Raw genomic sequence first — 26,768 nt, 5'->3', positions numbered from 1 at the left:
GGTTCCCACCCGAGGAGTCACAGTGCAAAATTCTTCCCACGCACCCGAAGACGGGCGGCCACAGCTCTACGACCCGCCCGAACTCACCGGTGAACGCTGGACGTTGGCCGGCCGCCGACTGCTCGCCAAGACCATCGCCGAATTCTCCTACGAGCAGATCCTCCGGCCGGTGCCCGACCTCGTGGACGGGGTCTACCGGATCGATCTGGACGACGGCTCGCGGGTGTCCTTCCACGCGACCCGCGGCGCCTACGGCAGTTGGCGCGTCGCCGCCGACACCCTCACCCGCACCGAGGCCGCCCACCGCGACGACCCCGGCAGAGCCGTGCCCTACACCGATCCGCTCGACTTCGCGGTGCGGGCCCGCAAAGCGCTGGACATCGACGGCACCACCCTCGGCCACCTCATCCGCGAACTCACCGCCACCCTCGCCGCGGACGCCCGCCTCGACCACACCGCGCTCCCGGCCGCCGCCCTCGCCGACCTCGACTACGCGACCCTCGAAGGGCACCAGACCGGTCACCCCTGGCTGGTCCCCAACAAGGGCCGGGTCGGCTTCACCGCCACCGACACCGCCCGCTGGGCACCCGAGGCACGCACCCCGCTCACCCTGCCCTGGACCGCGGTCCACACCGACCTGGCCACCTACCGCGGCACCCCCGGTCTGAGCAGCGCCGACCGGCTCTACGCCCGCGAACTCGCCCCCGCCACCCGGGAGTCGTACGACGCGGCCCTGCGCGCCCGAGGCCTCGACCCCGCCGACTACCTCTATCTGCCGGTCCACCCCTGGCAGTGGGACGAGGTGGTGCTGCCCCTCTTCGCGCCCGCCGTCGCCACCGGCGGTATCGTGCCGCTGCCCACCGACGGCGACCTCCGGATGCCGCAGCAGTCCATCCGCACGTTCCTCAACACCACCCGCCCCGACCGGCACACCGTGAAGCTGCCGCTCTCCATCCTCAACACCCTCGTCTGGCGCGGACTCCCCACCGAACGCACCCTCGCCGCACCCGCCGTCACCGCCTGGATGCACACCCTGCGGGACGGCGACCCCTTCCTCCGCGACCAGTGCGGTGTGATCCTCCTCGGCGAGGTCGCCTCCGTCACCGTGTACCACCCCCTCTACGACGCCCTGCCCGAAGTGCCCTACCAGTACCGGGAGTTGCTCGGCGCGATCTGGCGGGAGCCGCTGGGGCCGCACCTCGCGCCGGGGGAACGCGGCCGCACCCTCGCCGCGCTCCTCGGCACCGACCCGGCCGGCCGCGCCCTCACCGCGGAACTGGTCGCACGCTCCGGACTGCCCGCCCGGGTCTGGCTGCGCCGCCTCTTCGCCGCCCTGCTGCCCCCGCTGCTGCACTTCCTCTACCGCTACGGCACGGTCTTCTCCCCGCACGGCGAGAACGCGGTGGTCGTCTTCGACGAACGCGACATCCCCGTCCGGCTCGCCGTGAAGGACTTCGTGGACGACGTCAACATCAGCGCCGAGCCGCTGCCGGAACACCGGGGGATGCCCGCCGAGGTCCGCGAGGTACTGCTCACCGAGCCCGCCTCGTTCCTGCCGCAGTTCATCACCTCCGGCCTGTTCATCGGCGTCTTCCGCTATCTCGCCCCGCTCTGCGAGGAGCAACTCGGCGTGCCCAAGGACGAGTTCTGGTCCCTGGTCCGGGACGAGATCACCGGGCACCAGGCGCGGTTCCCCGAGCTGAAGGAGCGGTTCGAGATGTTCGACCTGCTCACCCCGCGGATCGACCGCCTCTGCCTGAACCGGAACCGGCTCCACCTGGACGGCTACCGCGACCGGGCGCAGCGTCCGCACGCCGCGGTCCACGGCACCGTCGCCAACCCGCTCCACCGCCCGTGAGGACCGCACTGTCAGTGGCGCCGTTTAGGCTTGGCCGCCTATGACGAAGCCCTCTGTTCCCGATCTCCTGCACGCCGCCGTCACCGCCGTCGGCGGCACGGAGCGCCCCGGCCAGGTGACCATGGCCGAAGCCGTCGCGGAAGCCGTCGACAGCGGCTCCCACCTGCTCGTCCAGGCGGGCACCGGCACCGGTAAGTCCCTCGGCTATCTGGTGCCCGCCCTCGCCCACGGCGAGCGGGTGGTGGTGGCCACCGCCACCCTGGCCCTCCAGCGCCAGCTGGCGGAGCGCGACCTGCCACGCACCGTGGACGCCCTGCATCCGCTGCTGCGCCGCCGCCCCGAGTTCGCCATGCTCAAGGGCCGGTCCAACTACCTCTGCCTGCACCGCCTGCACGAGGGAATGCCGCAGGACGAGGAAGAGGGGCTCTTCGACCAGTTCGAGGCGGCCGCGCCCACCAGCAAGCTGGGCCAGGACCTGATGCGGCTGCGGGACTGGGCCGACGAGACCGAGACCGGGGACCGGGACGGCCTCAGCCCCGGTGTCTCGGACCGCGCCTGGGCCCAGGTCTCCGTCGCCTCCCGGGAGTGCCTGGGCGCGACGCGCTGCGCCTACGGGCAGGAGTGCTTCGCGGAGCTGGCCCGGGAGCGGGCCAAGCTGTCCGAGGTGGTGGTCACCAACCACGCACTGCTGGCGATCGACGCCATCGAGGGCGCCCCCGTCCTGCCGCCGCACGAGGTCCTGATCGTGGACGAGGCCCATGAACTGGTCTCCCGCGTCACCGGTGTGGCCACCGGCGAGCTGACCCCCGGCCAGGTCAACCGCGCGGTGCGGCGCGCCGCCAAGCTCGTGGACGAGAAGGTGGCCGATCAGCTCCAGACCGCAGCGGAGGGCTTCGAGCGGCTGATGGAACTGGCCCTTCCGGGCCGCCTGGAAGAGATCCCGGAGGACCTGTCCTACGCGCTGACCGCCCTGCGGGACGCGGCACGCAATGTCGTCTCGGCCCTGGGCAGTACCCGGGACAAGTCGGTCCAGGACGAGGACGCGGTCCGCAAGCAGGCCCTGGCCTCCGTGGAGTCGGTGCACACCGTGGCAGAGCGCATCACCCACGGCTCCGAGTTCGACGTGGTCTGGTACGAGCGGCACGACCGGTTCGGTGCCTCGCTGCGGGTGGCTCCGCTGTCCGTCTCCGGGCTGCTCCGCGAGAAGCTCTTCACCGACCGCTCCGTGGTGCTGACCTCCGCCACCCTCAAGCTCGGCGGCGACTTCAACGGCGTGGGCGCCTCGCTCGGCCTCGCGCCGGAGGGCACCGCGGGCATCGCCGGTACCGAGGCGGAGGAACTGCCGGTGTGGAAGGGCGTCGACGTCGGCTCGCCCTTCGACTACCCCAAGCAGGGCATCCTCTATGTCGCCCGGCATCTGAACCGCCCGGCCCGTGAAGGCGACCGCGGCGACATGCTCGACGAGCTGACCGAGCTGATCCAGGCCGCCGGCGGCCGCACACTGGGCCTCTTCTCCTCGATGCGGGGCGCACAGGCGGCGGCCGAGGCCCTGCGGAGCCGGATCCCCGAGTTCCCGATCCTGTTGCAGGGCGAGGAGACGCTGGGCGACTTGATCAAGAACTTCGCCGCGGACGCCCGGACCTGCCTCTTCGGCACCTTGTCGCTCTGGCAGGGCGTCGATGTGCCGGGCGCGGGCTGCCAGTTGGTGGTGATGGACAAGATCCCGTTCCCGCGCCCCGACGATCCACTGCTGAGCGCACGCCAGAAGGCGGTGGAGGACGCGGGTGGCAACGGCTTCATGGCGGTGGCCGCCACCCATGCCGCGCTGCTGATGGCACAGGGCGCCGGCCGCCTGGTACGGGCCTCGGGCGACCGGGGTGTGGTGGCGGTGCTGGATTCCCGGCTGGCCACCGCCCGCTACGGAAGCTATCTGCGGGCCTCGCTCCCGGACTTCTGGTACACCACGGACCGCAATCAGGTCCGCCGCTCACTGGCGGCCATCGACGCCGCGGCGCAGCAGAACGGCGAGTGAGCCGCGCGGCCGGAGAGGCCGTGCGAGCAGGGGCGGGCCCCGGAACCGGCGCAGAGGTTCCGGGGCCCGGTCAACAGGGGGCCGAGAAGGACTCAGACCCGTCGCAGCACCGCCACGACCTTGCCGAGGATAGTCGCCTCGTCACCGGCGATGGGCTGGTACGCGGAGTTGTGCGGGAGAAGCCAGACATGGCCGTCCTCGCGCTTGAAGCGCTTCACGGTGGCCTCGCCGTCCAGCATCGCGGCCACGATGTCGCCGTTCTCCGCGACGGGCTGGCGCCGCACGGTGACCCAGTCCCCGTCGCAGATGGCGGCCTCGATCATGGAGTCGCCGACGACCTTCAGCACGAACAGCTCGCCGTCGCCGACGAGTTGCCGGGGGAGGGGGAAGACGTCCTCCACGGACTCCTCGGCGAGGATCGGGCCACCGGCGGCGATCCGGCCGACGAGCGGCACATAGGACGCGGCGGGCTTGCCCGAGGTGTCGGTGGGCTGCGCCACGGGCTGGTCGGAGCCGCGCACCTCGTAGGCGCGGGGACGGTGCGGGTCCCGACGCAGGAAGCCCTTGCGCTCCAGGGCCATCAACTGGTGGGCCACCGAGGAGGTGCTGGAGAGGCCGACGGCCTGGCCGATCTCGCGCATGGACGGCGGGTATCCCCGGCGCTGCACGGAATCGCGGATCACCTCGATGACGCGGCGCTGCCGGTCGGTGAGGCCTGAACTGTCCGCCCTGATCCCTGGGGGCCGTCCAGGAAGGGACCGGGTCGGCCGGGACCCCTCCTCGTTCGTGGCTGTGTCGTTCATGGCGTTCACCGGCTCGTGTCGGCCCTGGGAACGGTCCTGGGCGGTGATGATGGCACTGCCTGCGGTGGTGGTCACGTCGGCCCCTCTCCGGGTGTTCTCCCTGGTTGGACAACGGTAGTAGGTTTCGAAAGGTTGCGCCAAACACACGTTCGAGTGAAAAAGCGCGGATCTGCTGACGTGATCATCTGCGCAGGTGTATTGCCTGCCGCCCGGCGCCCGGTACCGCGCTCCGGCAAAACAGTTGATTGCGGTACTGTTCCTCACCGGATGCGGGACGCCTCTGAGGCGCCGCCACGGCCTCCCGGTATTGCGCGCTCAGTCTGCCACCGGCCGGTCGGAATCGGACCGCGTCCGTCCTCGTTCCGCAGCGGAATCGAGGGTTCCTGTGTGCCCGGCCGCGGCTGCTGCACGGCTTCCGCCTGCCCGGTCAGGGGTGAGCGGCGCCCGGCTGTCCGGACGGCCCGCCCGGTGCCTGCGCGGCGCTGGGCAATGCGACACGCACACGGCCACGGATTCTCCCCAAACCCAAGATCTAGTGGTTGGATTGAGCCCGTAGCCCACAAGTTGTGGTCCCCGGTCCTCGGTGTCCGAGTCATCGCCTATGCTTGTGACTGCGTTCGAGAGGCTCCTGTTGGGCCTCATCGGGCCATGAAATCGTGCTGTGAAGGAGGGTCGGAGCCATGCATTGCCCCTTCTGCAGGCACCCCGACAGCCGGGTCGTCGACAGTCGCACCACCGACGACGGCACGTCCATCCGCAGGCGCCGCCAGTGCCCCGACTGCTCCCGTCGTTTCACGACCGTGGAGACCTGTTCGCTGATGGTGGTCAAGCGCAGCGGCGTGACCGAGCCCTTCAGTCGCACCAAGGTGATCAACGGCGTACGCAAGGCGTGCCAGGGGCGACCGGTCACCGAGGATGCCCTCGCGCAGCTCGGGCAGCGCGTCGAGGAGGCCGTACGGGCCACCGGAAGCGCCGAGCTGACCACGCACGATGTGGGGCTGGCCATACTGGGCCCGCTGCAGGAGCTGGACCTGGTGGCCTATCTGCGGTTCGCGTCCGTCTACCGGGCGTTCGACTCGCTGGAGGACTTCGAAGCCGCCATCGGCGAGCTGCGGCGGCAGCGCGCCACCGACCCAGCCGGGGAGCGCGGCGGGAGGGACGCGGCGGCCGCGCCCGGTGGCGGTGCGCGGCGCGACGCGAAGGAACGTGAGCGCACGGGGAACGCGGGGGTCCCCGTGCCCGTCGTCGCCGACTGACCGGCGGACCGGGAGGCCCCGAAGGGCCTTCCGAAGAGGCCGGTACTCGGTCGGCGATCAATGAGACCTGCCGCGGCGGTGTGTGCCGCAGCGGCGCAGGACAGAACCGTGCCACGGGAAGAACGCGGCACTTCAGGGCGTTTTGCCCGATACAGGGAGGCGGCATGACAGAGACGGCGAGCGGCCCGGCACGAGGCTCCCGAGCCAAGGGGGGCAAGGCCGGCAAGGGGCTGCGTATCGAGCGCGTCCACACCACCCCGGGCGTGCATCCGTACGACGAGGTGGTCTGGGAGCGCCGTGACGTCGTCATGACCAACTGGCGCGACGGCTCGATCAACTTCGAGCAGCGAGGCGTCGAGTTCCCCGACTTCTGGTCGGTGAACGCGGTCAACATCGTCACCAGCAAGTACTTCCGCGGTGCCGTCGGCACCCCGCAGCGGGAGACCGGCCTCAAGCAGTTGATCGACCGCATCGTGAAGACCTACCGGAAGGCCGGCGAGGACCACAGGTACTTCGCCTGCGCCGCCGACGCGGAGATCTTCGAGCACGAGCTGGCCTACGCCCTCCTGCACCAGATCTTCAGCTTCAACTCCCCGGTCTGGTTCAACGTCGGCACCCCCCAGCCCCAGCAGGTCTCCGCCTGCTTCATCCTCGCCGTCGACGACTCCATGGAGTCCATCCTCGACTGGTACAAGGAAGAGGGGATGATCTTCAAGGGCGGCTCCGGAGCCGGCCTGAACCTCTCCCGTATCCGCTCCTCCAAGGAGCTCCTCTCCTCCGGCGGCAACGCCTCGGGCCCCGTCTCCTTCATGCGCGGCGCCGATGCCTCGGCCGGCACCATCAAGTCCGGCGGCGCCACCCGCCGGGCCGCGAAGATGGTCATCCTCGACGTCGACCACCCCGACATCGAGGGCTTCATCGAGACCAAGGTGAAGGAGGAGGAGAAGATCCGCGCCCTGCGCGACGCGGGCTTCGACATGGACCTGGGCGGCGACGACATCACCTCCGTCCAGTACCAGAACGCCAACAACTCGGTCCGGGTCGACGACGCCTTCATGAAGGCCGTCGAGAACGGCGAGAAGTTCGGCCTGCGCGCCCGGATGACCGGCGAGGTCATCGAGGAGGTCGAGGCCAAGTCGCTGTTCCGGAAGATGGCCGAGGCCGCCTGGGCCTGCGCCGACCCGGGCATCCAGTACGACGACACCATCAACCACTGGCACACCTGCCCCGAGTCCGGCCGGATCAACGGCTCGAACCCGTGCAGCGAGTACATGCACCTGGACAACACGTCCTGCAACCTGGCCTCGCTGAACCTCATGAAGTTCCTCAAGGACGACGGCAAGGGCAACCAGTCCTTCGACTCGGAGCGCTTCGCGAAGATCGTGGAGCTGGTCATCACCGCGATGGACATCTCCATCTGCTTCGCGGACTTCCCCACCCAGAAGATCGGCGAGAACACCCGCGCCTTCCGCCAGCTCGGCATCGGCTACGCCAACCTCGGCGCCCTGCTGATGGCCACCGGCCACGCCTACGACTCGGACGGCGGCCGCGCCCTCGCCGGCGCCATCACCTCCCTGATGACGGGCACCTCCTACAAGCGCTCCGCCGAACTCGCCGCGGTCGTCGGCCCGTACGACGGCTTCGCCAAGAACGCACTTCCGCACCGGCGCGTCATGCAGCAGCACGCCGACGCCAACGCCGCCACCCCGCGCATGGACGACCTGGACACACCGGTCTGGGCCGCGGCCACCGAGGCCTGGCAGGACGTACTGCGCCTCGGCGAGAAGAACGGCTTCCGCAACGCGCAGGCCTCCGTCATCGCCCCGACCGGCACCATCGGTCTGGCGATGTCCTGCGACACCACCGGCCTCGAACCCGACCTGGCGCTGGTCAAGTTCAAGAAGCTGGTCGGCGGCGGCTCCATGCAGATCGTCAACGGCACCGTCCCGCAGGCCTTGCGGCGCCTGGGCTACCAGGAGGAGCAGATCGAGGCGATCGTCGATCACATCGCCGAGCACGGCAATGTGGTCGACGCCCCCGGCCTGAAGACCGAGCACTACGAGGTCTTCGACTGCGCCATGGGCGAGCGCTCCATCTCCGCGATGGGCCATGTCCGGATGATGGCGGCCATCCAGCCGTGGATCTCCGGCGCCCTGTCCAAGACGGTCAACCTGCCCGAGTCGGCGACCGTCGAGGACGTCGAGGAGGTCTACTTCAAGGCATGGAAGATGGGCGTCAAGGCGCTCGCCATCTACCGCGACAACTGCAAGGTCGGCCAGCCCCTCTCCGCCAAGAAGAAGGAGGAGAAGAAGGCCGAGATCGCCGAGCAGGCCGAGGGCACCATCCGCGCCGCGGTCGAGAAGGTCGTCGAGTACCGCCCCGTCCGCAAGCGCCTCCCCAAGGGCCGCCCCGGCATCACCACCTCGTTCACGGTGGGCGGCGCCGAGGGCTATATGACGGCCAACTCCTACCCGGACGACGGCCTCGGCGAGGTCTTCCTGAAGATGTCCAAGCAGGGCTCCACCCTCGCGGGCATGATGGACGCCTTCTCCATCGCCGTCTCCGTCGGCCTCCAGTACGGCGTTCCGCTGGAGACCTACGTCTCGAAGTTCACCAATATGCGTTTCGAGCCGGCCGGAATGACGGACGACCCGGACGTGCGGATGGCGCAGTCCATCGTGGACTACATCTTCCGCCGCCTGGCACTGGACTTCCTGCCCTTCGAGACCCGGTCCGCCCTCGGCATCCACTCCGCCGAGGAGCGCCAGCGCCACCTGGAGACCGGTTCCTACGAGCCGACCGACGACGAGTTGGACGTCGAGGGGCTCGCCCAGTCCGCACCGCGCCAGACCGAGTCGCTGAAGGCGGTCGCCGCGCCCCGGACCGAGGTGGAAGCCGAGAAGCCCGTCCCGCAGCAGCAGGCCCACACCAACGCCGAACTGGTCGAGATGCAGCTCGGTATCCAGGCGGACGCCCCGCTCTGCTTCTCCTGCGGCACCAAGATGCAGCGCGCCGGTTCCTGCTACATCTGCGAGGGCTGCGGCTCGACCAGCGGTTGCAGCTGAGAGGTGTAGCTGAAAGCTGTAACTGAAACTCGGGCTGAATCGCCGGGACTTGCCCGCCATCGCGTCGACTCGTCTTTCGGTACAGCCCGCGTATATGGCTGAGCCGTGGCTCACGAAGGGGACCGGATATTTCCGGTCCCCTTCGCCATGGGATACGGCTTGCGGGAAAGCGGATGACAACTGCCGTCGCCCCGGCCGACCATCGTCCCGTGACCCCTGACCTACAGAGTTTGCGCCTCCGTGTCGCCGTTCCGGACCCGGCTTCCCATGACGGCGAGGTGGAAGTGCGTCCCCATATCGATGGCCTGGATGTGGTGGCCGAGGTATTCGATCCGGAGCCCGGACTGGACCCGCGTCATCTTCTTCTTCCCGGCGGGCCACTTGAGGCCGGCCCCGTTCCACGCGAGGTCTGCCTGGCGGAGGCGAGGTGCACCGAGGGCTGTTGCGGAGCCCTGTATGTCACGATCCGCCTCGACGGTGACCAGGTGATCTGGGGCGGCTGGCGCAATCCCGACGAAGAGACCGTCGATCTGCCGGAGTTCAGATTCGACGCTCGGCAATACCGGACGGAGGTCGAACGGGCGACGTCGGATCACTCCTGGGAATGGCCGGCCAGAACCATCGCCCGGCTGCTCGAAGAAGAACTCCGGCAGCGCACCGACTGGCTCGAACGCTGGGAATGCGAACTCAGCCGAGTCGCCGCCACATTCCGGGTGCCGGACCGGATCGAACTCGTCCTTTTCCACCCGGGTCGGTCCGCCATCACGGCAGGCCGTCCCTGGCTCCAGTTCCGGCTGACCCTGGCCATCGCCGGCGAGGACCCGGCGGCCGAGGCCCACCGGCTGGCGGAGGAACTCACCGCGGGCGACCCGCGGTCGGCCGCCGAAGTCTGCGGCGGATCCGCGGAGTTCGCCCGCGCCCTCGGCTACCCCTGGCCCTACCGACCCAGGCGGTGACGCCAGGAGATACGGCACTTCGGAAGGGGACTCCGCCCTGAACCCCGGAGGCGGCACACCGGCCCGGTGCCGGGATGCCGCCTGACAGTGAAGCCGCCGGCCCGTTCAGCGGGAGGCGGTCGCGCCCATCGCCGCGGTGAACTCCGCCGGTTCGCCGTCGAAGCCGTGGACCGCCGCGTTCAACTCCCAGGCACCGGAGTCATCCCGCACGAACTCGGCGACCGTGGCCGCCGTCGCCGATGCCACGCCCGTGAAATCGTCCGAGAACAGCTCCCGGTCGTCCTCGCCGCGGATCCGTACCGCGGTGGCTTCTATCGCACCGAACGCCTTGTGTTCCTGCGCCTGTTGGATGACCGCGCCCACCACGACCCGTACAAAGGACTCGGAGAGCCGGTCCAGCTCCAGGGTCATGACCTCGTCGAAGCCGAAACCCTGCCCGTTGCGGCTGTCCCGGTCCAGGCTGATCGTGCCATCCGGGGAACGGCTGTCGTGGTGCACCAGATACTCCGGAGCCTCGGACGGAGTGTCCCTCGTATAGGTGGCGGCGACCAGATCAAGATCGTGCGGCGCCTCCCCGAGCGGGCTGGGATCCCAGCGGAGCGCCACCTCGACCTTGGCCAGCCCCTTGCTCAGACCACTCACCAGACTTCCCCCTTCTACGTCAACCCCCCTGCGCTGCAAGCAGGTTGGCGGTGGTTGTCGATTCCCATGGTGCCATGTGCCACCGACAGACCACCCGGAACGTGCCACCCGGCGGCCCCGGCCGACCCGTACTCCCACCGGCCGCCGCCGATCCGCCGATTCCGGCCGTACGATGGCGCGGTGCTGGTCAAGTGGATTCGCTGCACCGTGGTCGACCGCCGCGGCTTCGAGCGGGGGCAGCGGAAATGGGCGGGGCTCCTCGGCGAACCCGGATTCCGCGGGCAGGGCGGCGGCTGGAGCCGGCTCCGGCCCGACACCGCCCATGTCTTCGGCTTCTGGGAGAGCCGGGCCTTCTACGACTCCTTCATGGCCCGGTCCCACGACCGGCTCGCCGCCGCCCAGTCCGGCAGCTACCGGGACATGCGCAGCCACCTCTTCGACCACCGCTTCGACGTCAGGACCGGTTTCCAACCCCGCTTCACCGACACCGACCTCGTCCGGGTCGCCCACTGCCGGGTCCACCCTGAGCGGGCGGAGCACTTCGCGCTGATGCAGGAGAAGGTGTGGAACCCGGCCATGGCCGGGTCGCCCGGCATGGTCCGCGGTGTGTTCGGGGAGGGACCGGGCCACGAGTTCCTCGTCCTGTCGATGTGGCAGTCCGCGGCCGAGCACGGCAAGTACCGCGCAGAACGGGTCGAACGGCTCTCGCTGCGCGCCCAGATCGAGGCCGATGTCGCGGCGCTGACCGGCGACATCGTGGATCTTGAACAGTCCTGGACGGTCTGAGCCCGCCCGCAACAGACCGGAGCCGGATACTCCGGGTACTCCGCGTGCTCATCGCGCGGCCGCTCGCTCTAGGGTTTCCCCTATGGCCCGCCCACACCGCATTGTCCTGGTCCGGCACGGGGAGTCGGAGGGAAACGCCGACGACTCCGTGTACGAACGCGAACCCGATCACGCCCTGGCCCTCACCCGCACCGGCGTCCACCAGGCCGAGACCGCGGGCAAGGAACTGCGCGCCCTCTTCGGTCAGGAACGCGTCAGCGTCTATGTCTCGCCCTACCGGCGGACCCACGAGACGCTGCGCGCCTTCGATCTGGCCCCGGACCGGGTGCGGGTCCGGGAGGAGCCCCGGCTGCGCGAACAGGACTGGGGCAACTGGCAGGACCGCGAGGACGTCCGGTTGCAGAAGGCCTACCGCGACGCCTACGGGCACTTCTTCTACCGCTTCGCCCAGGGCGAGTCCGGCGCCGATGTCTACGACCGGGTGGGCGCGTTCCTGGAGAGCCTGTTCCGCAGCTTCGAAGCGCCGGACCACCCGCCCAATGTGCTGATCGTGACCCATGGGCTCACCATGCGGCTGTTCTGTATGCGCTGGTTCCACTGGTCGGTGGCGGAGTTCGAAGCGCTGTCCAATCCGGGCAACGGCGAGATACGGGTCCTGGAACTGGGAGCCGACGGCAAGTACACCCTCGACCGCCCCTTCACCCACTGGCGCGACCCGGAACCGTACGGAGTCACGGGCTAAGGTGGCACGAAGATGACCGCTGATTCCTCTGACATCTCTGACACCACTCACACCGCTCACACCTCTGACACCCGGCGTTTCGCCTGCGCCCTGGCCAGCCTGCGCGGACTCTCCGTCGGTGACGCGCTCGGCTCGCAGTTCTTCGTTCCTGCGAACCATCCCCTCCTCAAATGCCGTGAAGTGCCGGACGGCGCCTGGCAGTGGACCGATGACACGGAGATGGCCTGCTCGGTGCTGGCGGTCCTGCTCGGACACCACCGCATCGACCAGGACGCGCTCGCGCACTCCTTCGCCTCCCGCCATGACTTCGACCGCGGCTACGGGCCGGCCGTGAACCGTATGCTCCGCCTCGTCCGCGAAGGCGGCGACTGGCGGGAACTCGCCTCCGCCCTCTTCAACGGGCAGGGCTCCTGGGGCAACGGCGCCGCCATGCGCATCGCCCCACTCGGCGCCTGGTACGCGGATGATCCCGAACAGGCCACCCACCAGGCGGAGATCTCCGCCTATCCGACGCATCAGCACCGTGAGGCCATTGTCGGTGCCATGGCAGTGGCGGCCGCCGCCGCACTGGCCGCCTCCCCGGACGGGCCGCCGACCGCGGAGGCGCTGCTGGACGGGGTCATCGCCCTGGTGCCGCGCAGCGCCGTCGGGGCGGGCCTGCGCAGGGCCCGCGACATGCTCGACTACGGGGACCCGTCCACGGTTGCGGCCGTACTCGGTTGCGGCCGCCGCACCTCGGCCCAGGACACGGTGCCGTTCGCTGTGTGGTCCGCGGCGCGTGGGCTCGGGGACTTCCGGGAGGCCTTCTGGGCCACGGCCCAGGTCGGCGGAGATGTCGACACCACCTGTGCCATCGTCGGCGGCATCGTCTCGGTGACGGAGGCGGGAAGCCCGCCTCGGCCGTGGCTCGATCGGACCGAGCCACTGCCCGACTGGGCCACCGCTGCGGCGAGTTGAGACCGCCCAGGGGCGGGCGGCGATGTCCGTGAGGACGTTGTGGTGCGCTGTGGTCGGGTGCGCGACGCGATGCTCTCCCGGCTCGGCTCCGCTCCGGCCTCCCCTTCACGAATGCGACAGCACCACTGCGGATCGCTTCCACTCCGTGATCTCCGACGGTGCGGCGCGGCCGACCGTCGCCCGCACCGAGGAGGTGGTGCAGCATGGGAAGAGAGCGTTGGGACGTAGGCCCGGACGCGACCGGCGGTTATGTGGGAGAAGTGATTCCGGCCATGTTGATGCACCGCGGCAAGGTGTGCGGCAGCGAACGGTCCGAGCGGGATCCGGTCGAGGCGGCGCACCAGATGATCACGCCGCCATCGACCACCCCGCAGGACTGAGTCCACAGCCCGGGACCGGGTGTCGCACCATGAACCCCTCGGCGTACGCTGTCTCCGCCATGCCGTACGAAGCACCCACCCACACCGTTGAACGGTCCCTCCGAGCCACCGCCGGAGTGAAGGTCGTCGCCGGGGTGGACGAGGTCGGGCGGGGCGCCTGGGCCGGGCCGGTCACCGTGTGTGCAGCGGTCACCGGACTGCGCAGGCCGCCCGAGGGGCTCACCGACTCCAAGCTGCTGACACCGAAGCGGCGCACCGCGCTCGCCGAAATACTGGAGGGCTGGGTCACCGCCTATGCCCTCGGACACGCCTCCGCCGAGGAGATCGACGCCGTCGGGATGACGGCCGCCCTGCGGCTGGCCGCCTCCCGCGCGCTCGACACCCTTCCGGTACGTCCCGAGGCCGTCATCCTCGACGGCAAGCACGACTATCTCGGGGCGCCTTGGCGGGTCCGAACCGTGATCAAAGGCGACCAGTCCTGTGTGGCAGTGGCGGCCGCCTCGGTCATCGCCAAGGTTCGGCGTGACGCGATGATGGCCGAACTGGGCGCGGATCATGCACACTTCGACTTCGGGGCCAATGCCGGCTATCCCTCGCCGGTGCACCAAGCCGCGCTGCGAGAGTGGGGCCCCACCCCGTATCACCGCCTCACATGGGCGTATCTTGATGCGCTGCCGCGCTGGCGGCATATGAAGAAGGCCCGTAGCTGGGCGGACGGGAACGTTCCGGAGATCGAAGGGCAGTTGGGCTTCGACTTCTGACGCATCACGTCGCACATACGTGCCACCCGCCGACGCATTCCGCACCGGCGTTTGATAGATATCAACCCATGCCTCTCATTCCCGAGGAGCCTCAGATTCACGAGAGCGCCCAGGGTCCCCGCGCAACGCCGGCCACCGGCCGCAGCGCCCCGACCCCTCGCCCAGTACCCGGTCCCCGTCCCGCGGCTCCGTCGCGGCCCGGCCACCCGGGTCCCGCCCGGCCCGCACCGCCCGCGCAGCGCACGCCGCGCGAGCCCGCGGCCGCCAAGCAGGCGCCTTCCGCGCCCGCAAAGCCGGCGAAGGCTCCGGCCACGGAGTCGTCGGCCCCGCAGATCCAGTTGATCCCCGCAGCTCCGGACGGTGCTCTGGACGCCGCCGAGGAGGCGCTGGACCTGCTGCTTGACTCCGGTCGCGCCCCGGAGGAGGTGCTCGTCCTCACCACCGGCGACCCTCACCCGTGGGCGACCCACGAACTCACCTTCGGCGAGGCGTCCTACTGGGCGCAGCACGACGCCGGAGACGACGTCTTCTACGTCGACGCCTCCGCCGCGAGCCGGGCCGGTACCCGTCCCGTGGTCGTGGTCGCGGTGAACGGCGGAGCCGACGAAGCCGCGGCCCAGGCGCTGCCGCTCGCGCTCGGCAAGGCCGGTGCCCTGCTGATCGTCTGCGGTGACCCGCAGCGCATCAACTCGGTGCTGGGCGCCGGGGTCTGAGCCCGCTCGGTGTACTCGCCCTGGAGTGAGACGGCATCCGGGGGCGGGTGGAACGGCCCGAGGCCGAACCGCCCGCCCACCGAAGTCGTCCGGCGCTAGGGCCTGTTCCGTGTGAGCGGCCGGGCCGAGCGTCAGCGTGCCACCGCGCGCCGCAGCGCATCGGACGCTGCCCCTCCGGAACGGAGTCGCGGTATGTCCGTGCCGGCCGATTCCGTCGGCGGGGAAACCGCGTTGGGGCGTCGGCCGCCCCGGCCTTCGCCGAGTACCTGCCAGCCGTCCCGGGTCAGCGTGATGTAGGCGCCGCAGCGCAGGCCGTGCAGCGTGCAGGCATCCCGCAGGCCCCACATCCAGGCACCGTCCTCAAGCGTCCACTGCGCGTCGCCGTCACGGCAGTACAGGAGTACCGCGGTCCGCACCGGGGTGCGCCGGCGCAGGTCGTGCGGGATCACCCGACGCAGTTGCGAGAGCAGGGCGTTGCGGAAGACCCAGCCGTCCACGGCCGCCGACTTCCTGGTGAACGAGGCGCTGGCCCTGAGCCGTTCCTCGGGATCGAGGACGGCGACGACGGCCGTGGTGAGGGTGGGCCGATGGAGGGCGTGCAGCGCGCCGACCACCTCGCGCGGATTGCGCAGGAGGGGTATGCCGGCGGCTGCCCACTCGGACGGTTCCAGCGTTCGGGACGACTGGGGGGCCGAATCGGCCGCCGCATGGCGGGACTTGGCGGCACCCCAGGGCGAGGCGGCGGACGAAGCGAATCCGAAGGTCACGGTCCTCCCTTCGGCTACGCGCCCACAGGGCGGCGGGTGGGACTGCGAGAGCGCACCACGGCACAGCCCTACCGGACTTCGCAGGTGTCGCGCGGGAGCAGTGCCAATTCTTCCGGGCCTACGGGCCGGCGGCAATGAGGAATTGGGCCGCACGACTGCTTGCGTGTGATCCGCCATCTGTATCCCTACCCAGAGATCTGTCGCTTCACTGCCGTCGTACCGATGCCGCCGTCAGTTCTGCACGGCCAGCACCAGCGGCAGCACCCCGTTCGCGCCGGCACCGCGCAGCAGACGGGACGCCATGGCGATGGTCCAGCCACTGTCGGTGAAGTCGTCGACCAACAGCACTGGTCCGTCTATGGACTTGAGCGTCGCGGCCAGCTCCGTGGGCACCACCAGGGCGCCTGAGAGCGCCTTCAGCCGCTGGGCGCTGTTGCTGCGGGGGGCGTGCACCGTGCCCCCGTCGTCGGCGTACTCGATGGTGCCCAGCAGGGGCAGTCTGCCTACCTCCGCGATGCCGGCTCCGAGGCTCTGCACCAGCTTGGGGCGGGTGAGGGAGGGCATGGTGATCACCCCTACCGGCCTCGGGGCCGCGTCGGGGCTGCCCGACGCCCAACCCCCGGGCCCCTTCGCCCAGTCGGCGAGGACGCCCACCACGGCGCGGGAGACGTCGTCGGGCACGGTGCCGTCCCCGGCGCCGGTGGCGAACATGGGGCGCAGGCGGTTGCCCCAGCCGATGTCGGAGAGGCGTCCGAGTGCCCGCCCGGGGCCTGCCTGCTCGGTGGCCGGAATCCGTCCCTTCAGGTCGATACCGACGGCCGTGAGGCCAGTGGGCCACATACGGCGTGGCTCGATCTCCACCCCGGCCCGTCCCAGATCGCCGCGTGCAGCGTCCAGGGCCGTGGGGGAGAGGGCGTCGCTGACGAAGGGCTTCGAGCAGTTGTCGCAGCGCCCGCAGGGTGCCGCCTGCTCGTCGTCCAACTGCCGTCGCAGGAACTCCATTCGGCAGCCGCCGGTGGTCACGTAGTCGCGCATAGCCTGCTGCTCGGACGCCCGCTGCCTCGCCACCCACGCGTAGCGCTCGGCGTCGTAGACCCAGGGTGTACCGGTCGAGATCCAGCCGCCCTTGACGCGGCGTACCGCGCCGTCCACGTCCAGGACCTTGAGCATGATTTCGAGGCGGGAGCGCCGCAGTTCGACCAGTGGCTCCAGGGCGGGCACGGACCGCGGGCGGCCGGCCTCCGCGAGCACGTCCAGGGTGCGGCGCACCTGTTCCTCCGGCGGGAAGGCGACCGAGGCGAAGTACTGCCAGATGGCCTCGTCCTCACGCCCCGGCAGCAGCAGCACCTCCGCGTGATCCACACCGCGTCCCGCCCGCCCCACCTGCTGGTAGTAGGCGATGGGGGAGGCGGGGGAGCCCAGGTGGATCACGAAGCCCAGATCCGGCTTGTCGAAGCCCATACCGAGCGCGGACGTCGCCACCAGGGCCTTCACCCGGTTCGCCAGCAGATCGTCTTCCGCCTGCTGCCGGTCAGCGTTCTCGGTCCTGCCGGTGTACGACGTGACCTTATGCCCGCGTTGCCGCAGGAAGGCGGTGACCTCCTCCGCCGCGGCGACGGTCAGGGTGTAGATGATGCCGGAGCCGGGGAGTTCGGCGAGGTGGTCGGCGAGCCAGGCCATACGGTGTGCCGCGTCGGGCAGCCGCAGAACGCCCAGGCTGAGGCTCTCCCGGTCGAGCGGGCCGCGGAGGACCAGGGCGTCGGATTCGCCTCCGGTGCCGAGTTGCTCGGCCACGTCGGCGGTCACCCGGGCGTTGGCCGTGGCCGTGGTCGCCAGGACCGGGACACCGGCGGGCAGGTCCGCGAGCATGGTGCGCAGCCGGCGGTAGTCGGGGCGGAAGTCGTGGCCCCAGTCCGAGATGCAGTGTGCCTCGTCGACCACGAGCAGACCGGTGGCAGCGGACAACTCAGGCAGGACCTGGTCCCGGAAGTCCGGGTTGTTGAGCCGCTCGGGGCTCACCAGCAGGACGTCCACCTGGCCTTCGGCGACTTCGGCGCGGATGGTGTCCCACTCTTCCGGGTTCGACGAGTTGATCGTGCGGGCGTGGATTCCGGCCCGGGCGGCGGCCTCGACCTGGTTGCGCATCAGGGCGAGGAGGGGGGACACGATCACGGTGGGTCCGTTGCCCTGCCGACGCAGCAGCGAGGTGGCCACGAAGTAGACCGCTGACTTGCCCCATCCGGTGCGCTGCACCACCAGGGCCCGCCGTTTGTGCGCGACGAGGGCATCGATGGCACGCCACTGGTCCTCGCGGAGCCGGGCGCTGCCGGATGGATCTCCGACAAGGCGGGCGAGGATCGAGTCGGCTTCGGTGCGCAAGTCTGCGTTGGTCATGGCCCTATGCAACCCGATGGGTCTGACAGCGTGCGAACGTCGCCCCATTCCTGTGGATAACTTCTGTCGTGGACCTGATCGGAGTTATCCACAGCCAAAACCGGACCCTTGTATTCCGGTGCATGGTCGTCTCATGACTACAGAACACGGCAAAGCAACCGAACAATCCGAGAAGTCGCACAGCTCCCCCATCGTCGAAATGGGCTCCGCCGCAGAGTTGGTGGACGTCCTTCCGTACCTCCTCGGGTACCGGCCTGAGGAGTGCATGGTGATGGTCGCGGTGCATGAGCGGGTGGGAGTGGGGCGCTTCGGCGGCAGGGCCCGCCTCGGTATCCCGCTGAGCGAGGAGGACTGGCCGTCTGCGGCCCAACACATGGCGGAGGGGCTCATCGAAGCCAGTTCGCTCCGCAACGGCAAACCGGACGGCATCGTCGTCTTCCTCTGCCAGGACCCGCCCGCCCGGGGTGCGGCAGTGCCCGAGCCGGAGCTGCTGCCCGTACGCAGCGGCGGCGGGACGCTGCTCGACGCACCGCCCGCCCCCTTCGGGCAGACAGGCCGGCAGGTGATGGAACGGCTGCGCCCGCTCGCGCAGTTGCTCAGGACCGAGTGCGGCGCCCAGGACGTGCCGGTGGTGGAGGCCATCTGCCTCTCCGAGGGGCGCTACTGGTCCTACATCTGCCCTGACCCCCGATGCTGTCCGCCCGACGGCACCCCCATGGGCATTTCCGGCGCCTCCGCACTGGCGGCGGCCGCGTCCTTCGCCGGGCTGCGGGTGCGGGGCACGGTCCAGGAGTTCAGGAGGCGACTACTGCCCTGGGAGGTCGGCGAGGTCCAGGAGCAGGAAGCCGCCCTCGACGCGGCGGGCCGAGCCGTCGTGCCCCGCATCGTCGACGCCGCGCAGCGCACTTCGTTGGCCGAGGAGACGGTCAACCTAGGTCGGATCCTGATGCGGAGGCTGGCCAAGACCCGGAGCCTGGACGACACGGCCGCCTCCGATGCGCGGGACGACCGCCTCATCGCGCACGACGAAGCCGCCGCGCTGATCCTCGGCCTGCAGGACAGGACCACGCGGGATTGCGTCGCCGAATGGATGGAGGACAAGGAAGCGCCCACGGCACTCCGCCTGTGGCGGTGCCTCGCACGCCGCTGCGTCGGCGCCTACGTCGAATACGCTGCGGCCCCGCTGACCCTGGTCGGCTGGATCGCCTGGTCCACCGGCGACGAGGTGGAGGCGCGGGAGGCCTTGGCCATGGCACTGGGCGTCGACGGCGAGTACCGCTTCGCCCAGCTCCTGCATGAGGCCTGCGTCGTGGGTCTCGACCCCGAACTGCTCCGCAGGTTCCTGCGCAATGAACGCCACACACGGAGGGAAGCCGCAGTCCGGAAGCCGCCGACCGGGGGTTCGGCACGGGTGCGGCGCCCCGTCGGAGCGCGGCCACCCGGCAAGCCGGGAGGGGCGGCAGCCGGCGGTCGCGGCGGGCGGGCGCCGTCGGGACCCGGAGTGCCGTCCCAGCGTGCTCGGCGACGCACGCCGGGCAGGTCGCCTCGGGATCGGAGGTGACCGACTCGGTGCGGGGTGAGGAGGCCTGCGGCGGGCGGGCGTTGCACAGGTCGGGATCTACGGGTGGCGGGATGGCGAAGGAGGTTTTTATCGTCAGGCAGACGACTATGATCACGGCATGTCGCCCTACGACCCGTCGGCCTTCCCGCCCTTCGCTGTCACCGTCGATCTGGTCGTGCTGACCGTGCGGCGCCATGCCCTGTGCGCGCTGGCGGTCCGCCGGGGCGAGGAGCCATTCCAGGGGTGCTGGGCGCTGCCCGGGGGCTTCGTGAGAGCCGACGAGGATCTCACCTCTGCGGCCGCCCGTGAACTGGCCGAGGAGACGGGTCTGTCCGCCCACCATCCGCAGGAAGCGGTCCGGGACAACGGTGCGCACCTGGAGCAACTGGCCACCTACGGCGACCCCGACCGGGATCCCCGGATGAGGGTGGTCAGCGTCGCGCACCTCGCGCTCGCCCCCGACCTGCCCGCACCGAGGCCGGGCGGCGACGCGCGGAGTGCCCGTTGGGCGCCGGTCGAGGAACTCCTCGAAGGGGGACCGGATCGGGTAGGGGCAGGTGGTGAGCCGCTGGCCTTCGATCATGCCCGGATCCTGGCGGACGGGGTGGAGCGGGCTCGGTCCAAGATCGAGTACTCCTCGTTGGCGACGGCGTTCTGTCCGGCCGAGTTCACGGTCGGAGAACTGCGCCGGGTCTACGAGGCGGTCTGGGGGGTAGCGCTCGATCCGCGCAACTTCCATCGCAAGGTGACGGGTACGCCGGGCTTCCTGGTCCCCGTAGGTGGCACCACCACGCGGCAGGGTGGCCGCCCGGCCCAGTTGTTCCGGGCCGGGGGTGCCACCCTGCTCAATCCGCCGATGCTGCGGCCGGAGGTCTGAGCGGGGAGGGTGACGGCCCCTCGGCCGTTCGGAACACCCGCCCATGGCACCTGACCGAAAAGTCTGATATGTCGCGCTATCTTACCGAGGTACCCGCGGGGTCCCGTCGTCTCTGATCCAACGGGCGGGCCCCGGCCGCCGAGCGGTCGCACCTCCCGTGAGAGACAGTGATGATCCAGGCCATCGGACTGACCAGTACCCCGGGCAAGCAGTGCCCGGCCGCCGTCGACGACGTCTCCATGGAGGCGCACGAGGGACAGGTCACGGCATTGCTCGGCCGGGCGGGAGCCGGCAAGACGACAGCCCTGCGGCTCATGCTCGAACTCGCCCCGGGCCGCGGCATCACCCTCTTCAGAGGCAGGCCGCTGCACCGGATCGCCCATCCCGCCCGCGAGGTGGGCGTCCTGCTAGGCGACGTACCGGGCCATCCCGCGCGGACGGTGCGCGGCCAACTCCACATGCTGTGCGCCGCCGCCGGAGTCCCGGGCAGCCGCGCGGACGACGTGCTGGAGGCCGTCGGACTGGTCAGCCTGCGCGGCGAACGCCTGGGAACCCTGTCCCGTGGCGTGGACCGGCGGCTCGGCCTGGCCTGTGCCCTGCTCACCGATCCGCACGCTCTGGTACTGGACGAGCCCGCGGATTCCCTCTCGACCAAGGAGGCCCACTGGCTGCACGGAGTGCTGCGCTCGCACGCCTCCCAGGGCGGCACCGTCCTCTTCGCAACCAAGGACGCCAAGGAGGCGGCACGTACGGCGGACCGTGTGGTGACCCTGGAGGCGGGCCGGATCATCGCGGACCAGGAGGCGGGGGATTTCGCCAGGACCCGGCTGCGCCCGCGGGTCGCGGTACGCACTCCCCATGCCGCCCGTCTCGGTCTGCTGCTAGCCAAGGAGGCACGTGCGTCGAGACGTTCCGTGGAGGTGGTCAAGGAGGACGGCAACCGGCTCTCGGTCTACGGATCGGTGTGCGCGGAGGTCGGCGAGACGGCCTTCCGGCACGGCATCCTGGTCCACCAACTCGCCGAGGAAACCGGCGACATGGGGGAGCAGGCCTACCCCCTCGAAGTCCAGCGGGAACAGCAGATCGCGGAGCTCGCCCGCGCGGCCACTACTCCCGCACTGCCGACCGTGCCAGACCCCGCCTCGGACACCCCGGCAGATCCCGTACCCCACTCCGTACCCGACCCCGGGCCTGGTACTGGCGGACCGACCGAAGAGCCCCCGGTGGAGCGAACTGCCAAGGCGGGAACGCTACTTGGCGGATCCCGTGGTTCCGCTGCACTACCCGGTGCCGTCCCTGCCGCACGAGCCGCCCCCGAACCTCTGCGCCAGGCCGCCCAGTTGCCGCCCCCGATCAGGGTGCGCGCCGCCCGCGTCCCGCTCCGGCCGCTGCGCTACGAGCTGCATCGGGTCCTGGGCGTGGGCACGGGATACGGGGTCGCGGCGGTGATGGTGGCGGCGTCGGTACTGATCAGCCTCTTCCTGGCTCGCGCCGGACACACCGCCGCACCTCGCCTCTTCACCGCCTGGCCCGCCGAACTCCCGCTGCCTCCCGCCGCGTTGGCCGCGGGACTGCTGGGGGCGCTGGCCTTCGGTGAGGAGTTCCGCCATCCCGCGCTCGCCGCGGACCGCGGCAATGTGCCGCGCAGGCTGGGGCTGCTCGCCGCCAAGCTGCTCGTCTCCGCGGCCACCGCCTGCCTGTTCGCCTTCCTCGCCGTCGGCTGCGACGCCGCGATCCTCTACCTCGTCTACGGCTCCGAGGTGGTGTCCGTGCCGGGTGACTGGCCTTCCCTGTGGGTGAGTTGGGACTGTCTGACGATCGGGTGCGCCTGGGCCGGACTGCTCGCCGCGGGGGTCTTCCGGTCCACCGCGGCGGGCCTTGCCGCGGTGCTGGGGGTGCCGGTCGTCGGAGTGCCCCTGGCGCAGCAGGTGTTGTCCGGTCCCTCGGTGCGCACCGCGGCCGGGCTGCCCGGGCGGCTGCGGGACCTGGCGCTCGTGCAGTGGCCGTTCGGCGCCGAGCGGTACATCGCGGCCGGGCTGCGGATGATCGTCCAACCCGTGGGCACCGCACTGTCGTTGGCGCTGGCGGTACTGCTCTGCGCTTATCTGCTCACCGGGGTGCGGCGCCGCGTCCGGGGATGAACCCACACCGCTTTCGTTCCGCTGCTGCCCGCAACTCCCCAGGGATCGCTTGGAACTTTTCGGTAAGGCGTCAATTGGTGTGAGGGGGTCGATCACCCTTTCGTGTGCTTTTCACCAAAGAACTCAAGGGAGTTCGGATCAGAGCCGACAAAAGATCCGTGAGTACCCTTGCGCACACCACCATGACGACCACCGCCCGCTCCACCGACTCCGGCCTCGTCGGATCGGGCGAACTCAACCGCTACCCCTACCCGGAGGCGCCCGGCGCCGACCGGGTCGGACCGCCCGCCTGGGAAAGCACAGACAGCGAACTGGGCCGGGTGGGACGGCGGGCCGCAGGCAGTCGCGGCCGTGGCCTGCACGGCCAACTCGTCCAGCAGCTCGGCCAGATGATCGTCTCCGGCGACCTCGGTGCCGACCGGCCGCTGGTACCGGAGGAGATCGGCCACCGATTCGAGGTCTCCCGCACCGTCGTACGCGAGTCGCTTCGCGTACTGGAGGCCAAGGGCCTGGTGAGCGCCCGTCCCAACGTGGGGACTCGGGTGCGACCGGTCAGCGACTGGAACCTGCTGGATCCGGACATCATCGAATGGCGCGCGTTCGGGCCCCAGCGCGACGACCAGCGCCGGGAGTTGAGCGAACTCCGCTGGACGATCGAGCCGCTGGCCGCGCGGCTTGCCGCCGGGCACGGTCATGAGGATGTGCAGCAGCGCCTCACCGACATGGTCGAGATCATGGGCCATGCGCTCGGCCAGGGCGATGCGATGACGTTCTCGCGGGCCGATGCCGAGTTCCACTCCCTGCTGATCCAGGTCGCGGGCAACCGCATGTTGGAGCACCTGTCGGGCATCGTCGCGGCGGCCCTGCAGGTCTCCGGTGGACCGGCCACCGGCTGCGACCGGCCGGGTGAGTCCTCTCTCGCCCACCACTCGCGGATCGCGGAAGCGCTGGCCGCCGGGGACGGGCCCGCCGCGGAGGCCGCCATGCGGCAGTTGCTCACCGTGCACCCCGAGGTGGAGAAGGTCGTGCCCGCCCCGCGCGAGCACTGACAGGTGGTGGCCGGGCCCGGCACGGTGGCCCTGGAGCGGTGGCCCGGGCGAGCACCCGGTGACTCTCCGCAACCAGGGTTGCCGTGCCGGGGTCGCAGTCTCCCAGCGCGGGCCTGAGCCGATCCGCTCGGTGATCGGATGCGACGGTCTGATGGTCGGATGCTGCGATTCCTTGGCCGGGCCCGTCGCCACCGTGACTGAGAAGCGGCGGTTCACGTCCGGCTGCGACCGGCCTTGAGATGATTTATTCATCTTTGACTGATTACGGGGTGTGACTCGGGCCACGCGGATTGGGCGTAACGCTCACCGGGGCAGCGCGATGACCTAAGAGGTGACAGTCGAGGAGGGAATACAGCCGCCGATTCCGGCGCTGTCCCACTCCCCGGCCCCGCCCGCGTCGTCGGCCCATCCCCAGCCGGAGGACGTCGGCTCCGGTCCTCCGTGGACGGAGCCGGAAGCCGTTAATCAACGTTCCGAGAGGTTGTTCGTGTCGGCCAGCACATCCCGTACGCTCCCGCCGGAGATTGCCGAATCCGTCTCTGTCATGGCGCTCATCGAGCGGGGAAAGGCAGAGGGGCAGATCGCCGGCGACGACGTGCGTCGGGCCTTTGAAGCTGACCAGATTCCGGCCACTCAGTGGAAGAACGTACTGCGCAGCCTCAATCAGATCCTTGAGGAAGAGGGTGTGACGCTGATGGTCAGTGCCGCGGAGCCCAAGCGCACCCGAAAGAGCGTCGCAGCGAAGAGTCCGGCCAAGCGCACCGCCACCAAGACGGTGGCGGCCAAGGCGGCCGCGCCTGCCAAGGCCACCGCCCCCGCCGTCGCGCCGGAGCCCGTCGCCGCAGAGGCTCCCGCCGAGGAGGCGGCGCCCGTGAAGAAGGCCGCAGCGAAGAAGACGACGGCGAAGAAGGCCACCGCGAAGAAGACCGCGGCCAAGAAGACGGCCGCGAAGAAGACCGCCGCCAAGAAGGACGCCGACGAGATCCTCGACGAGGAGACTCCCGAGGAGACCCCGGCGGCCGCCAAGGCGGGTGGCGAGGAGCCGGCCGAGGAAGGCAGCCAGGGCTTCGTCCTGTCCGACGAGGACGAGGACGACGCCCCCGCCCAGCAGGTCGCCGCCGCGGGTGCCACCGCCGACCCGGTCAAGGACTACCTGAAGCAGATCGGCAAGGTCCCCCTGCTCAACGCCGAGCAGGAGGTCGAGCTGGCCAAGCGCATCGAGGCGGGTCTGTTCGCCGAGGACAAGCTGGCCAACGCGGACAAGCTCGCGCCCAAGCTGAAGCGCGAGTTGGAGATCATCGCCGAGGACGGCCGCCGCGCGAAGAACCACCTGCTGGAGGCGAACCTCCGCCTCGTCGTCTCGCTCGCCAAGCGCTACACCGGGCGCGGAATGCTCTTCCTGGACCTCATCCAGGAGGGCAACCTCGGCCTGATCCGCGCCGTCGAGAAGTTCGACTACACCAAGGGCTACAAGTTCTCGACCTACGCGACGTGGTGGATCCGCCAGGCCATCACCCGCGCCATGGCCGACCAGGCGCGCACCATCCGCATCCCGGTGCACATGGTTGAGGTCATCAACAAGCTGGCCCGCGTCCAGCGCCAGATGCTCCAGGACCTGGGCCGCGAGCCCACCCCGGAGGAGCTGGCCAAGGAACTCGACATGACCCCCGAGAAGGTCATCGAGGTCCAGAAGTACGGCCGCGAGCCCATCTCGCTGCACACACCGCTCGGTGAGGACGGCGACAGCGAGTTCGGCGACCTGATCGAGGACTCCGAAGCGGTCGTCCCCGCCGACGCCGTCAGCTTCACGCTCCTCCAGGAACAGCTGCACTCGGTGCTGGACACCCTGTCCGAGCGCGAGGCCGGTGTGGTCTCCATGCGGTTCGGCCTCACCGACGGCCAGCCGAAGACGCTCGACGAGATCGGCAAGGTCTACGGCGTGACCCGTGAGCGGATCCGCCAGATCGAGTCCAAGACGATGTCGAAGCTGCGCCACCCCTCGCGCTCCCAGGTCCTGCGCGACTACCTGGACTAGAAACGCGGTCCACCGCGCTGAGCGGCCCGGCACCCGAGAGGGAGCCGGGCCGCTCACGTGTGTGTGCAGCGTGCACCTTTCCGGGTGCGGGGCGGAGCCTGATGATCCACTGTGGTGGGGCCGGTGACCCTCGGAGTGAGGAGCCCATGTGCACCGACCCATCTCCCGGACCCGCGCCGGGATCACCGCGGCCCTGGCGGCCTCGGCTCTCCTGCCCGCCCTCCTGCCCACCCCGGCCACTGCCCTCGGCACCGTCGTCGGCGGTCATCCCGTCCAGGCCGCCGCCGCGCCGTGGGTGGTCGCCCTGGCCAGTCGTGACCGGTTCGGGGACACCCGCTCGGGCCAGTTCTGCGGCGGCGTCGTCGTGGGCCGGCACACAGTGCTGACCGCCGCGCACTGCCTCTCCCGAACCACCCTCGGAGTGCCGCGGACCCGGGTGCACGATCTTGCCGTGATCTCGGGCCGGGAGGACCTGCGCGCCCGGACCGGCCGGGAGATCCCGGTACGGTCCGTGCGCATCGCACCGCACTACCGGGAGCGCTCCTACGAGGACGACCTGGCCACGCTCACCCTGACCGAAGCCCTGCCGGCGGCACATGTGCTGCCGGTCGCCTCGGCCGGTGACCGGGCCTACCGGCCGGGTACCCCGGCCACGGTCTACGGCTGGGGCGACGCCATCGAGGGCGGCGGCAATGTCCGGAGCCTGCGGGCGGCCGAGGTGCGGGTGCTGCCGGACTCCGTGTGCGCCCGCGCCTACCCGGGAGGCGGCGGCTCGGGACGCTATCGGGCAGCCGGGATGCTCTGCGCGGGGGAGAGCCGGGGCGGCAGGGACGCCTGCCAGGGAGACAGCGGTGGACCGCTGGTCGCCGAGGGGAAGCTGATCGGCCTGGTGTCCTGGGGTGGCGGATGCGCACAGCCCGGTCGACCGGGTGTGTACGCCAGGGTGGCGGTTGTCCTGGAGCGCGACGCCACCCGGAACTGACGGCGGACCCG

Annotated in this window: 21 protein-coding genes; 17 read left to right on the top strand and 4 right to left on the bottom strand. The window is 70.4% G+C overall.

Annotated features, from left to right (window positions below; all coding sequences use genetic code 11):
* The first annotated feature begins 22 nt into the window (after positions 1 to 22).
* Entirely contained in the window at positions 23 to 1,858 is a 1,836-nt protein-coding gene (locus ACFVST_RS14055; protein WP_390150318.1) for an IucA/IucC family protein, read from the top strand.
* Positions 1,859 to 1,898: 40 nt separating this feature from the next.
* The gene (locus tag ACFVST_RS14050; RefSeq protein WP_390150315.1) at positions 1,899 to 3,890 is read left to right on the top strand and encodes an ATP-dependent DNA helicase; all 1,992 of its coding nucleotides are present in this window, start codon (positions 1,899 to 1,901) and stop codon (positions 3,888 to 3,890) included.
* A 92-nt stretch (positions 3,891 to 3,982) separates the two neighbouring features.
* On the opposite strand, the gene lexA is transcribed toward ACFVST_RS14050, so the two are convergent.
* The gene (gene lexA / locus ACFVST_RS14045; protein WP_390150312.1) at positions 3,983 to 4,768 is read right to left on the bottom strand and encodes a transcriptional repressor LexA; all 786 of its coding nucleotides are present in this window, start codon (positions 4,766 to 4,768) and stop codon (positions 3,983 to 3,985) included.
* A 605-nt stretch (positions 4,769 to 5,373) separates the two neighbouring features.
* Here lexA and nrdR point away from each other — a divergent pair.
* The 3 genes from nrdR to ACFVST_RS14030 all read left to right on the top strand — a co-directional run bounded on the left by nrdR (position 5,374) and on the right by ACFVST_RS14030 (position 9,970).
* Positions 5,374 to 5,949 carry a transcriptional regulator NrdR gene (gene nrdR / locus ACFVST_RS14040; RefSeq protein WP_390150310.1) on the top strand — a complete coding sequence of 192 codons (576 nt, stop codon included), beginning with the start codon at positions 5,374 to 5,376 and terminating at the stop codon, positions 5,947 to 5,949.
* Positions 5,950 to 6,113: 164 nt separating this feature from the next.
* On the top strand, positions 6,114 to 9,014 hold the full coding sequence (locus tag ACFVST_RS14035; protein ID WP_390150307.1) for a vitamin B12-dependent ribonucleotide reductase: 2,901 nt from the start codon (positions 6,114 to 6,116) through the stop codon (positions 9,012 to 9,014).
* 173 nt (positions 9,015 to 9,187) lie between these two features.
* Complete coding sequence (locus tag ACFVST_RS14030; RefSeq protein WP_390150304.1) at positions 9,188 to 9,970, top strand: hypothetical protein; 783 nt, start codon at positions 9,188 to 9,190, stop codon at positions 9,968 to 9,970.
* A 105-nt stretch (positions 9,971 to 10,075) separates the two neighbouring features.
* Here the strand turns inward: ACFVST_RS14030 and ACFVST_RS14025 are convergent, their stop codons facing one another.
* Complete coding sequence (locus ACFVST_RS14025) at positions 10,076 to 10,612, bottom strand: TerD family protein (RefSeq protein ID WP_390150301.1); 537 nt, start codon at positions 10,610 to 10,612, stop codon at positions 10,076 to 10,078.
* Positions 10,613 to 10,792: 180 nt separating this feature from the next.
* On the opposite strand from ACFVST_RS14025, the gene ACFVST_RS14020 reads away from it, so the two are divergent.
* The 6 genes from ACFVST_RS14020 to ACFVST_RS13995 all read left to right on the top strand — a co-directional run bounded on the left by ACFVST_RS14020 (position 10,793) and on the right by ACFVST_RS13995 (position 14,951).
* On the top strand, positions 10,793 to 11,398 hold the full coding sequence (locus ACFVST_RS14020) for a YdbC family protein (RefSeq protein WP_390150298.1): 606 nt from the start codon (positions 10,793 to 10,795) through the stop codon (positions 11,396 to 11,398).
* 82 nt (positions 11,399 to 11,480) lie between these two features.
* Positions 11,481 to 12,140: a histidine phosphatase family protein gene (locus ACFVST_RS14015; protein WP_390150296.1), complete on the top strand. Its 660-nt coding sequence runs from the start codon at positions 11,481 to 11,483 to the stop codon at positions 12,138 to 12,140.
* A 12-nt stretch (positions 12,141 to 12,152) separates the two neighbouring features.
* Positions 12,153 to 13,097, top strand: coding sequence for an ADP-ribosylglycohydrolase family protein (locus ACFVST_RS14010; RefSeq protein ID WP_390150293.1), 945 nt, complete (start codon positions 12,153 to 12,155; stop codon positions 13,095 to 13,097).
* A 203-nt stretch (positions 13,098 to 13,300) separates the two neighbouring features.
* Positions 13,301 to 13,477: a hypothetical protein gene (locus tag ACFVST_RS14005; protein ID WP_390150291.1), complete on the top strand. Its 177-nt coding sequence runs from the start codon at positions 13,301 to 13,303 to the stop codon at positions 13,475 to 13,477.
* Between the two features lie 59 nt (positions 13,478 to 13,536).
* Positions 13,537 to 14,238, top strand: coding sequence for a ribonuclease HII (locus ACFVST_RS14000; RefSeq protein ID WP_390150289.1), 702 nt, complete (start codon positions 13,537 to 13,539; stop codon positions 14,236 to 14,238).
* A 68-nt stretch (positions 14,239 to 14,306) separates the two neighbouring features.
* Positions 14,307 to 14,951 carry a hypothetical protein gene (locus ACFVST_RS13995; RefSeq protein WP_390150286.1) on the top strand — a complete coding sequence of 215 codons (645 nt, stop codon included), beginning with the start codon at positions 14,307 to 14,309 and terminating at the stop codon, positions 14,949 to 14,951.
* Positions 14,952 to 15,082: 131 nt separating this feature from the next.
* Here the strand turns inward: ACFVST_RS13995 and ACFVST_RS13990 are convergent, their stop codons facing one another.
* Entirely contained in the window at positions 15,083 to 15,718 is a 636-nt protein-coding gene (locus ACFVST_RS13990) for a hypothetical protein (RefSeq protein ID WP_390150284.1), read from the bottom strand.
* Positions 15,719 to 15,949: 231 nt separating this feature from the next.
* Positions 15,950 to 18,112 (bottom strand): RecQ family ATP-dependent DNA helicase, encoded by a 2,163-nt coding sequence (locus ACFVST_RS13985; protein ID WP_390150281.1) that lies wholly within the window; start codon positions 18,110 to 18,112, stop codon positions 15,950 to 15,952.
* A 133-nt stretch (positions 18,113 to 18,245) separates the two neighbouring features.
* Between ACFVST_RS13985 and ACFVST_RS13980 the strand changes: the two genes are divergently transcribed.
* The 6 genes from ACFVST_RS13980 to ACFVST_RS13955 all read left to right on the top strand — a co-directional run bounded on the left by ACFVST_RS13980 (position 18,246) and on the right by ACFVST_RS13955 (position 26,757).
* Positions 18,246 to 19,673: a DUF4192 domain-containing protein gene (locus ACFVST_RS13980; protein ID WP_390150278.1), complete on the top strand. Its 1,428-nt coding sequence runs from the start codon at positions 18,246 to 18,248 to the stop codon at positions 19,671 to 19,673.
* Between the two features lie 118 nt (positions 19,674 to 19,791).
* Positions 19,792 to 20,550 carry an NUDIX domain-containing protein gene (locus ACFVST_RS13975; protein WP_390150276.1) on the top strand — a complete coding sequence of 253 codons (759 nt, stop codon included), beginning with the start codon at positions 19,792 to 19,794 and terminating at the stop codon, positions 20,548 to 20,550.
* Between the two features lie 170 nt (positions 20,551 to 20,720).
* Positions 20,721 to 22,691 (top strand): ATP-binding cassette domain-containing protein, encoded by a 1,971-nt coding sequence (locus tag ACFVST_RS13970; RefSeq protein ID WP_390150273.1) that lies wholly within the window; start codon positions 20,721 to 20,723, stop codon positions 22,689 to 22,691.
* Between the two features lie 158 nt (positions 22,692 to 22,849).
* A complete protein-coding gene (locus ACFVST_RS13965) occupies positions 22,850 to 23,740 on the top strand; it encodes a FadR/GntR family transcriptional regulator (RefSeq protein WP_390150270.1) in 891 nt (296 codons plus the stop codon).
* Between the two features lie 487 nt (positions 23,741 to 24,227).
* Positions 24,228 to 25,775, top strand: a complete 1,548-nt coding sequence (locus tag ACFVST_RS13960) for an RNA polymerase sigma factor (protein ID WP_390150267.1) — start codon at positions 24,228 to 24,230, stop codon at positions 25,773 to 25,775.
* A 148-nt stretch (positions 25,776 to 25,923) separates the two neighbouring features.
* A complete protein-coding gene (locus ACFVST_RS13955) occupies positions 25,924 to 26,757 on the top strand; it encodes a serine protease (protein ID WP_390150264.1) in 834 nt (277 codons plus the stop codon).
* The last annotated feature ends 11 nt before the right edge of the window (positions 26,758 to 26,768 follow it).

It is taken from the genome of Streptomyces sp. NPDC058045 (assembly GCF_042885635.1).
In the GTDB taxonomy this organism is placed as follows: Bacteria; Actinomycetota; Actinomycetes; order Streptomycetales; family Streptomycetaceae; genus Streptomyces.
The sequence above is the reverse complement of the archived record's forward strand: the minus strand, read 5'-3'. Positions and strand labels throughout refer to the sequence as shown.

What these genes read in the sequence shown, in the direction of transcription:
- ACFVST_RS13970 (WP_390150273.1), top strand. Translation starts at nt 20,721, where the DNA reads ATGATCCAGGCCATCGGACTGACCAGTACCCCGGGCAAGCAGTGCCCG.
- ACFVST_RS13980 (WP_390150278.1), top strand. Translation starts at nt 18,246, where the DNA reads ATGACTACAGAACACGGCAAAGCAACCGAACAATCCGAGAAGTCGCAC.
- ACFVST_RS14005 (WP_390150291.1), top strand. Translation starts at nt 13,301, where the DNA reads ATGGGAAGAGAGCGTTGGGACGTAGGCCCGGACGCGACCGGCGGTTAT.
- ACFVST_RS13995 (WP_390150286.1), top strand. Translation starts at nt 14,307, where the DNA reads ATGCCTCTCATTCCCGAGGAGCCTCAGATTCACGAGAGCGCCCAGGGT.
- ACFVST_RS13975 (WP_390150276.1), top strand. Translation starts at nt 19,792, where the DNA reads ATGTCGCCCTACGACCCGTCGGCCTTCCCGCCCTTCGCTGTCACCGTC.
- ACFVST_RS14010 (WP_390150293.1), top strand. Translation starts at nt 12,153, where the DNA reads ATGACCGCTGATTCCTCTGACATCTCTGACACCACTCACACCGCTCAC.
- ACFVST_RS14000 (WP_390150289.1), top strand. Translation starts at nt 13,537, where the DNA reads ATGCCGTACGAAGCACCCACCCACACCGTTGAACGGTCCCTCCGAGCC.
- ACFVST_RS14030 (WP_390150304.1), top strand. Translation starts at nt 9,188, where the DNA reads ATGACAACTGCCGTCGCCCCGGCCGACCATCGTCCCGTGACCCCTGAC.
- ACFVST_RS14050 (WP_390150315.1), top strand. Translation starts at nt 1,899, where the DNA reads ATGACGAAGCCCTCTGTTCCCGATCTCCTGCACGCCGCCGTCACCGCC.
- nrdR (WP_390150310.1), top strand. Translation starts at nt 5,374, where the DNA reads ATGCATTGCCCCTTCTGCAGGCACCCCGACAGCCGGGTCGTCGACAGT.
- ACFVST_RS13985 (WP_390150281.1), bottom strand. Translation starts at nt 18,112, where the DNA reads ATGACCAACGCAGACTTGCGCACCGAAGCCGACTCGATCCTCGCCCGC.
- ACFVST_RS14035 (WP_390150307.1), top strand. Translation starts at nt 6,114, where the DNA reads ATGACAGAGACGGCGAGCGGCCCGGCACGAGGCTCCCGAGCCAAGGGG.
- ACFVST_RS14015 (WP_390150296.1), top strand. Translation starts at nt 11,481, where the DNA reads ATGGCCCGCCCACACCGCATTGTCCTGGTCCGGCACGGGGAGTCGGAG.